Annotated in this window: 6 protein-coding genes; 3 read left to right on the forward strand and 3 right to left on the reverse strand. The window is 67.6% G+C overall.

The window, feature by feature from the left end; translation table 11 throughout:
* A partial coding sequence (locus FPZ47_RS24890; RefSeq protein WP_145039668.1) for a condensation domain-containing protein occupies nucleotides 1–3812 on the forward strand: 3812 nt, incomplete at its 5' end.
* Between the two features lie 39 nt (nucleotides 3813–3851).
* On the opposite strand, the gene FPZ47_RS24895 is transcribed toward FPZ47_RS24890, so the two are convergent.
* The 3 genes from FPZ47_RS24895 to FPZ47_RS24905 form a co-directional block, all read right to left on the reverse strand.
* Nucleotides 3852–4526 carry a methyltransferase family protein gene (locus FPZ47_RS24895; protein ID WP_168209563.1) on the reverse strand — a complete coding sequence of 225 codons (675 nt, stop codon included), beginning with the start codon at nucleotides 4524–4526 and terminating at the stop codon, nucleotides 3852–3854.
* Between the two features lie 440 nt (nucleotides 4527–4966).
* Nucleotides 4967–5251 carry a hypothetical protein gene (locus FPZ47_RS24900; RefSeq protein WP_144956554.1) on the reverse strand — a complete coding sequence of 95 codons (285 nt, stop codon included), beginning with the start codon at nucleotides 5249–5251 and terminating at the stop codon, nucleotides 4967–4969.
* A 451-nt stretch (nucleotides 5252–5702) separates the two neighbouring features.
* Entirely contained in the window at nucleotides 5703–6065 is a 363-nt protein-coding gene (locus FPZ47_RS24905; RefSeq protein WP_210420000.1) for a hypothetical protein, read from the reverse strand.
* Between the two features lie 783 nt (nucleotides 6066–6848).
* Between FPZ47_RS24905 and FPZ47_RS30315 the strand changes: the two genes are divergently transcribed.
* Nucleotides 6849–8087, forward strand: a complete 1239-nt coding sequence (locus FPZ47_RS30315) for a PE family protein (protein ID WP_145039670.1) — start codon at nucleotides 6849–6851, stop codon at nucleotides 8085–8087.
* Nucleotides 8088–8549: 462 nt separating this feature from the next.
* The coding region (locus FPZ47_RS30320) for a PE family protein (protein WP_145039673.1) at nucleotides 8550–9282 on the forward strand (733 nt) is incomplete at its 3' end.

Raw genomic sequence — 9282 nt, forward strand, 5'->3', positions numbered from 1 at the left:
AGTTGTATGTGGCCGGGGCGGGGGTGGCGAATGGCTATGTGGGCCGGAGCGGTCTGACGGCGACGCGGTTTGTGGCGTGTCCGTTCGGGGAGCCCGGGGCGCGCATGTACCGCACCGGGGATTTGATGTGGTGGGGCCCCGATGGGCAGCTGCGCTATCTGGGGCGCGCCGATGAGCAGGTCAAGATCCGCGGGTACCGCATCGAATTGGGTGAGGTGCAGGCGGCGTTGGCCGGGCTGGACGGCGTGCAGCAGGCGGTGGTGATCGCCCGCGAGGATCGCCCCGGGGACAAGCGTCTGGTGGGGTATGTGACCGGGACCGTGGACCCGGCCGCGGGGCGTGCCGTGCTGGCGGAGCGGCTGCCGTCGTACATGGTGCCGTCCGCGGTGGTGGTCGTCGATGCGCTGCCGTTGACGGTCAACGGCAAACTCGACACCCGCGCGCTGCCGGCACCGGAGTACCAGGACGTCGATCACTACCGCGCACCGGCCAGTGCGGTCGAAGAGATCCTGGCCGGCATCTACGCCCAGGTGCTGGGGCTGCAGCGGGTCGGGGTCGACGAGTCGTTCTTCGAGCTGGGCGGGGACAGCATCCTGTCGATGCAGGTGGTGGCGCGGGCGCGGGCTGCCGGTGTGGTGTGTCGGCCGCGCGATATTTTCGTCGAGCAGACCGTGGCCCGGCTGGCCCGGGTGGCCGGGGTTGCCGACGATGACGCCCAGGTGATCGACGAGGGTGTGGGGTCAGTGGTGGCCACCCCGATCATGTGCTGGCTGCACGGTGTCGAGGGCCCGGTCGATCAGTTCAACCAGACGGTGCTGGTGCAGGCTCCCGCCGGGGTGACCGAGGCCGATGTGGTGGCGCTGTTGCAGGCCTTGCTGGACCGGCATGCGATGCTGCGTCTGCGCGTCGACGAGGACGCCGGGGGCTGGTCGTTGACCGTGCCGGAGGAAGGCTCGGTGGATGCCCGCGGGTGCCTGCAGGCGGTCGAGGCGTTGACTGAGCGGGCCGTGATCGAGGCGCGGTCGCGGTTGAACCCGGCGGCCGGGGTGATGCTGAGCGGGCTGTGGGTGCCCCCCACGGGTCAGTTGGTGGTGATCGTTCACCATCTGGCCGTTGACGGGGTGTCGTGGCGGATCCTGTTGGAGGACCTCAACCTCGCCTGGGCCCAGCTTCGCGCCGGCCAGCAGGTGGTGTTGCCGGCGGGCGGGACGTCGTTTGCGCGGTGGGCGTCGCTGCTGGCCGAGCATGCGTGCCACCCGGACGTCGTGGAGCAGGCGCACACCTGGCGGCGGGTGGCGGCGATCCCGGCGGCGCTGCCGGCGGTGCGCCCCGCGGTGGATACGTTTGCCACCGCCGGGAACTTGTCGGTGGATCTGGACGCCGAGACCACCCGCATGCTGCTCGGTGAGGTGCCGGCGGCGTTTCACGCCGGGATACACGACATTTTGTTGATTGCCTTCGCGGTGGCGGTGGCCGAATTCGTGGGCACCGGCGGGCCGATCGGCATCGACGTGGAGGGTCACGGCCGCCAGGAAGACTTGACCATCTCGAAAGAACACGCGGACCTGTCGCGCACTGTCGGCTGGTTCACCGCGAAATACCCGGTGGCTTTGAACGTGGGGGGGCCGGGTGGTGGGCTGGACTGGGCCCAGGTGGTGGCCGGCGACGCCGCGTTGGGGGCAGTGGTCAAAGACGCCAAGGAGCAGCTGCGGAGCCTGCCGGACGGTCTGACCTACGGCCTGCTGCGCTATCTGAACCCCGATGTCGATTTGGGCGGAGCTGATCCGCCGATCGGGTTCAACTATCTGGGGCGGGTGGGTGCCGCGGCCAAGGTCTCCGGTGACGTGTGGCAGCTCTCCCGGGACAGCGGGTCGGTCGCCGGCACGGCCGCGGCCATTCCCATGCCGCTGATGCACACCGTCGAGCTCAACGCCGGCACGGTCGACACCGACGCCGGTCCGCAGCTGCGCGCCGGTTGGACGTGGGCGCCCTCGGCCATGGACCACGCGCAGGTGAGCCGATTGAGTCGGTTGTGGTTTGAGGCCCTGGCCGGCATCTGTGCGCATGTGCGGGGCGGCGGGGGCGGGTTGACGCCCTCCGATGTCGTCTGCGCCCGCTTGAGCCAGCAGCAGATCGACGAGCTTGCGCGGCAATACCGCATCGCTGACGTGCTGCCGCTGACCCCCTTGCAGCAGGGGCTGCTGTTTCATGCCAGTACCGCGCAGGGCAGCGACGATGTGTATGCGGTGCAGCTCGATATCGCCTTGAGCGGCCCCCTCGATCAGCACCGCCTGCGCGACGCCGTGCACACGGTGGTCACCCGGCACCCCAACCTGGCGGCCCGGTTCTCCTCGCAATTCGACGAGCCGGTGCAGATCATCCCGGCTGAGCCGGCGGTGCCCTGGCGCTACATAGTCGTCGACGGCTCGGACATCGAGGAGCAGATCCACGAAGTGTGCGCCGCCGAACGCGCCGCGGTCTACGACATGGCCAACGAGCCGGCCCTTCGGGTGGCTTTGATCCGCACGGCGGCCGACCAGCACCGGTTTGTGCTGACGAATCACCACATCCTGTTGGACGGGTGGTCGCTGCCGATCCTGCTGGGGGAGTTGTTTGCCGGTTACTACGGGCAGTGGCTGCCCGCGGCTCCGCCCTACAGCAGGTTCATCACCTGGCTGGCGGGCCGGGATCGGGCCGCCGCCCGCGCCGTGTGGCGCGAGGTGTTCGCCGGCTTCGACACCCCCACATTGGTCGGGCCGGCGGATCGGTTCGGGCTGGGGCGGCGAGGCGTTGTGTCGTTCCAGGTGTCCGAGCAGACCACCCGGGCGGTCACCGAGTTGGCGCGCTCGCGCCACACCACTGTCAGCACCGTGCTGCAGGCCGCCTGGGCGCAGCTGCTGATGCGGATGACCGGTCAGCACGACGTCGCCTTCGGCGCCGTGGTCTCAGGGCGGCCTGCCGAGGTGGCCGGCGCGGACTCGATGGTGGGCCTGTTGATCAACACGGTGCCGGTGCGGGCGAGCATCACCCCGGCCACGACCCCCACCGACCTGCTTGACCAGCTGCAAAGCGCCCACAACCACACCTTCGAGCACCAGCACCTGGGACTCAGCGAGATTCACCGCGTCACCGGTCACCAGAAACTGTTCGACACCGTTTTCGTCTACGAGAACTACCCAACCGACGCCGCCGCGTTGCCGAGCCAGGACGGGCTGGCCATCACCGCGATCAACAACCGCGACTACTACCACTACCCACTGACGGTCCAGGCACTGCCGGGCCGCGAACTGGAGCTTCACGTCCAATACCGCGCGGACGTGTTCGACGCCGCCGACATCGCAGCACTGATCGAGCGATTCGAGCAGGTGCTGGTCGCCATGACCGACAACCCGTCGCGGCCGTTGCCGTCGACGGATGTGGAAGCCGGCGGCAAGCGCGCCCGCACGAACGGGAATGGCACCGGGGCGGTGTCGGCCCAGCCGACGACCGCGGCACTATCGGCAGCCGAACACCGCGGCAACGGTGATGGTTATCGCCCCCCGACGACCCTGGTCGAGCAGATTCTGGCGGACATCTACACCCAGGTGCTGGGTGTGGACCGGGTGGGGATCGACGAATCGTTCTTCGACCTGGGCGGGGACTCGCTCGCTGCCATGCGGGTGATTGCCGCGGTCAACGCAGCCCTTGATATCGACCTCGCGTTGCCCATGTTGTTCGATGCACCGTCGGTGAGAGGGTTGAGCGAGTTACTTGACGGGCATGGCAGTTCGGTGGAAGAAGTCCCCGCCGTGCGCCCGTTCCGCGATCTGTAGACCTGCGCCGACGACATCGACGGGCCCGCGGCCACGGCGTCACCACACAGATGGCACCAGCCGATAGCGCACCTTCTGCGTGTACTCGCGGTATCCGTCCAACTCCGTTCGGAGCAGCTTCTCCTCGTCGCGGATACGCCACGCGAGCGCGATGACGCCGGGAACGACCAAGACGAGCCCCCAGTAGGAACCGAGCGCAAGCGGGATGCCGACCATCATGATCACATTGCCGGTGTACATGGGGTGCCGCACCAACCCATACAGACCGGTGGAGACGACCGTCTGGCCTTCCTTGACGCGGACGGTCGCGGCCGCATAGCTGTTCTGGATGACCACCGCCCCCACCACGCCGAGTCCCACGGCGACCACAACGTCCCCGACCAAGCAGATTGCCGTGGGTACCGGCGACCAGCCGAAGCGGTGGTCGAGGGTGCTGACCACGACCATCGCCGCCAGCGACAAGTACAAGCCGGCAATAACGACCTTCTGCGCGGTTCGACCCTCCGCTGCCGGCCCCCCACGCATCCGCGCCTGAAGCGCGACGGGGTTCGTGCGCAGCAAGTAGACGGCGGGAGTCCACGCCGAAACGGCGACCACTACCAAAAAGACCCACGCCTGCCAGTATTCGAACGTCCCTGCCGGGACAAACAGCATCAGGCCGAACACGACAAACTCGACAAGACCGAACACCAACAACTTGGGAATGGTTTTCACCGATCCTCCTTCGTCCGTCCGGTACCGCACGCCCGCAGCGCACATCGCGGCGGCGGAAAACCGCCACTCCGTGCGTGCCAGTGCTGGATCGATCGTCAAGCGCCCACCAACGGCGGCGCACGACTGAAACTACCGTCGCCGACCCGGAACATGGGGGCGAATGGGGGCATTTGCCGCACGCCTGGAAGCAATTGTTCGGCTCGGTGATCGCCATGTCGGCTATCGGTGCCCGCGTCACCACGAGGGCTTTGGCGTCGGCGGCAGGACTCGGCTACGACGGCTGCCGGCGACGCATCGCTCCTCAAGGCCGGTCACCGATCTCGTCCCATGCGTCGATGCGCGGCTCTCGGGCTCAACGGCGAAACGGCGGCCGATTCCGCTCCGGCGTTCGGCGCCTGTGCCCGAGGCTCGGTGGCGGACGGTTGCCCGGGCACGGACGCTTACCGAAATTTCTGGTAGCCGGAGGGCCTGAGGGCCTCGATAGCCGCAAGCACTTGGTTACCGACCGACCGTTGGTACTCGCGCAGGTATTTCGCCCGGCGCGGGTCAGCCTCTGCGAGGTGGTGGGTGAGGGGATGTTCCGTTCCCCAAACCGCATCCTGCGCCGCCTCGCCCACGGCTACTTCAAAATCCTCGTCCCTGTTCATCGTTCCCCCGATTGCGCGCCGCCGCGGGCCGGTGTCAATTCTCAGACACGAAAAGCGGTTCAGCAGCCATCCTTTCATCAAGCTCCCGTAACTGTCATTTTCGCTATTCGGTTCCGCCTATAAGAGAAATTGACACACGCCTGCCGATAGAATTGGTTTACGGCACTGGGGCCGGCTAATTCGCCGGCGATTGGACGGACGTGTGCGCGACGGGGGCACCGCCCTCCTTGCGATAGCTTGGGCTCGCATGTGGTTCCCTCACGCCATGCTTTCTTACTCCACAGTAAGTATAGAAGTTACTCCATAGTAGGTACAAAAGTCACGCGGTCGGGGCAACTTTTTTCCCGGCGTACGCAGCCGCCTCACTGCCGTTCCCTGGCAAACGAGTGGACTCTGCTCACCGGGCTAGGTCCGATTGCGAGTGCCAACGGCTATTAGCGTTGTTTCCCAACACTTCTCGCACACCATGTCGGGCTCTCCCGTCGGGTCGGCGCGAAGTTGGGTCGCCTGGCCGGGCAAAGCCCACATCTCATTGCGGGTGGACTGGCTGACTCGGTTTCGGCGTGTCGTATCTCCGGTAGGACTCGCCCGCGGGCGACCGCGACGGTGGTGTCGGCCGGCAGGGGGTCGAGGGATTGGCGCCCGGAGCGCGCATCCCCTTCAGCGGTGCTGCCGGGGCCTCCTGGTGCTCCCAGATCGACGTGCGAGGCCTCAGGGTCTTTATCGCCGCAAGCACCCGGCGACCGACCGATTCTTGGTACTCCCGCAGGTATTGCGCCCGGCGCGGATCATCGCCTGCCAAGTCGTAGGTGACCGGGTGCTGCGTCTGCCAAACCGCATCCTGCGCCGCCGCGCCCACGGCCACCTGGAATTCGCTGTCGTTCATCGTCACCCCAATCACGCCCCACGACAACCTCAAGCAGGCCCCCCAGGTCGCGCGTCATCGGAGAGTACCCGGCATTTTCCGATACGAAACGAAACTTTTGCAATTACCCCGTCATCACGATTTCACTCCGGCGCGTCCCTTATTGCACATACGCCTCGTGAAAATCGGTGCATGCGCCGCCGAATATTTACCAGACCGGCCAGGTGTTGGTTGATGGCCCGGTTTGTGAAGCTGACGGCCCGATGCCCTCGGGCGCAGGGGATCTGGTGGTGAGGCCGACAGCGCAACGTTTGCCGGTGAGAGTCAGTTCGCGGGCGGCAATTCCCGCACGGCGGGGTGTCGGGTCCATTCTCGAAAACTGTTGTTCTGCATCGCCTGTTGCGCATTGCGGGCGCAGGAGCTGGAGCGGCATCCGGCCCGTGCCGGGCCGGCGCCAGGAAAACGCGATTTTTAAAGGACCGGCCGCGACGACCGTCGTCGATCCCCTCCCTGTCGGCGCTGGGCTGCCGGGCGGATTCGGCGGACGCCACTTCTCGCACCGCAGTCCCGCCGAAGCCCCGAATGACCGGTGTGACCGTGTCCGCCACTTCATTCGAGTCCAAGCGCGAACGCTGAGCCGGTCGGGTTCACCGTTCCCGGTCTGCCGTCGCGTGTGGGTGCGACTCGGCGAGGACTTTTGCCAAAACACAGATCTACAGGTGTGCAACGGGATAGGTTTTGACCTCGGTAGCACATGGTGACCGTGGCGCGGGGGGTGTGCCACTCCGCGACGGTCTGTGGAGGTCAGCAATGTCGTATGTGATCGTGGCGCCGAACACATTGGCGGCGGCGGCGGCGAATGTGGCGGCGATCGGCTCGTCGCTGGACGCCGCGCATGCCGCGGCGGCCGGTCCGACCACCGCGGTGGCGGCGGCCGCTGGTGACGAGGTGTCGGCGGCGGTCGCGTCGGTGTTCTCCCGCGTCGGCACGGAGTTTCAGTCGCTCAGCAACCGGGCGGCGGCGCTCCACGCCCAGTTCGTGCAGGCCCTGACCGGTTCAGGGGGCGCGTATGCGGCCGCCGAGGCGACGAATGTGTCGCCGTTGACTGGCGCAGCGCACTCGCTTGCGGCCGCTGCGTCGACTTATCAATCACCGTTTCAGATCTTGGAGACCGCGGTGGCTGAGGCCTCCGGGTCCTCACCGCCGCCCACGACGGATGCGCTGGCGACGTTGATGTACCAGTTGAATCAGACCGGCGACAAATTGTTCGGAGAGCCGTTTTTCTACAACGGTGCCAATGGGACGCAATCGAGCCCGAACGGCCAAAACGGCGGCTTGCTGATCGGCAACGGCGGCAACGGATGGAACTCGACGGTTGCCGGTGTCAACGGCGGCAACGGCGGGCAGGCCGGGCTCCTCGGCAACGGCGGCGCCGGTGGGACCGGCGGCCCCGGCACAGCCTCTGTGGCCCCTGGGACTGGTGGCAACGGTGGGTCTTCCGTGTGGTTGGGCGACGGCGGGGCCGGCGGGGCCGGCTTTGCGCTCGGCGGTACCGGCGGGGCCGGGGGCAGCGGCGACACCGGCGGTGCCGGCGGCGCGGGTGGTGTGGCGTACAACCTGGGGTGGGGAACCGCCACCGGCGGGGCCGGCGGCGTGGGCGGCGCCGGCACGGTCGACGCCGGCGGCAACGGCGGCAACGGCGGCGCCGCGATCATGGGGCCCTACAGCTTCATTGACACTTTTGACGGCCTGGCGGTATGGCCCAGCAACTGGGGTACCGCCACTGGCGGTGTCGGCGGTGCGGGCGGCGGCGGTGTCACCGTCGGCGGTACCGGCGGGACGGGCGGGACCGGGTACGACTTCTTGAGCACCGGCCTCGCTTACGGGGGCACCGGCGGCATCGGCGGCACCGGTGCGACCGGGGGCAACGGCGGCATCGGCGGCAACGTTTTCGCGGTCACCCCGGGCAATGCCACCGTCGGGAGCGGCGGCGCGGCCGGCGGCACCGGCGGAGCCGCCGGCGGCTCCGGCAGCGTCATCTCGTTCTGACGAGTCGCCCGGGAGGAGCGGCGGTCGAGGACGACGGTCCATCCGCACACTCGAGCCTGCCAATCCCTGCCGGCGGCGGCCGCCGGATATCGCACCAGCGGCCGTGATGGCCAGTGCGGTCTCGGTCCGGATGCCGGTGCACACCGTTCGGCGATCGGCTCGCTGATACGGGCCTGCCGGCGGGTAGCTAACCCGGCGGTCATCCGTTCCATTCACCAACTCGTACCGATCGACTGAGCTTGCCCGCCGTCACCGCACCGGTACTCGGGAGACCGCCCAACTTGAACCAGCGAACTCGGTGTGCCCGGCCGGAAACATACCGCCTATCGGCGTTCCTGGACTAGCCGGACCCATATTGACTGAACTCCTGCCTAATAGCCCCATAATGATTAAGCTAACGAACGATAACTTGGCCGTGGTAGGGGGCTTACCGCCTCTGCGCAGACTCTTCGGAGGTCGGCAGTGTCGCGTGTATTCGTCATGCCGGGTGCGTTGACGGCGGCGGCGGCGAATGTGGCGACGATCAATGCGTCGCTGGACGCGGCGAACGCGGCGGCGGGCCTCCCGTTCGTCTGGGTGCCGGGATCCTCCGGTGATCAGGTTTCCAAGGCGCTCGCGACGTTGTTTTCCGAGGTCGGCCAGGAGTTTCAGACGCTCGTCAAGGAGGCCGCAACGGTCAGTGCCCAGATCGCGCAGGCCTTACATCAGGCAGAGGTCGCGCTCTTGGGTGCCGATGTGCTCGCCTTGCAGGTGTTGACTCCGTCGACGTGGCCTGCCGCGGTGGCTGAAGCCTCGGGTTCTTCGCCGCCGCCGCGGACGGATCCGTTGGCGACGGTGATGTATGAGCTGAACCAGACCGGCGACAAATTGTTCGGGCAGCCGCTGTTCTACGACGGCGCCAATGGGACGTCGCAGTCCAGCCCCAATGGCCAAAACGGCGGCCTGTTGATGGGCAATGGTGGTGCCGGCTGGAACTCCACGGTCGCCGGGGTGAACGGCGGTAATGGCGGGATGGCCGGGATCCTCGGCAACGGCGGTGCCGGCGGGACCGGTGGGCCCGGTGCGGTCGGTGTGGCTCCTGGGATCGGTGGCAACGGTGGGGCCGCCGTCTGGCAGGGCAACGGCGGGGCCGGCGGGGCCGGTTGGAACTCCACGATCTCCGGGGTGAACGGCGGTAACGGCGGGGTAGGCGGGC

It is taken from the genome of Mycobacterium helveticum (genome assembly GCF_007714205.1).
GTDB lineage: Bacteria > Actinomycetota > Actinomycetes > Mycobacteriales > Mycobacteriaceae > Mycobacterium > Mycobacterium helveticum.

Coding starts and splice junctions, on each gene's coding strand:
- FPZ47_RS24900 (WP_144956554.1), bottom strand. CDS start 5,251: ATGAAAGGATGGCTGCTGAACCGCTTTTCGTGTCTGAGAATTGACACC.
- FPZ47_RS30315 (WP_145039670.1), top strand. CDS start 6,849: ATGTCGTATGTGATCGTGGCGCCGAACACATTGGCGGCGGCGGCGGCG.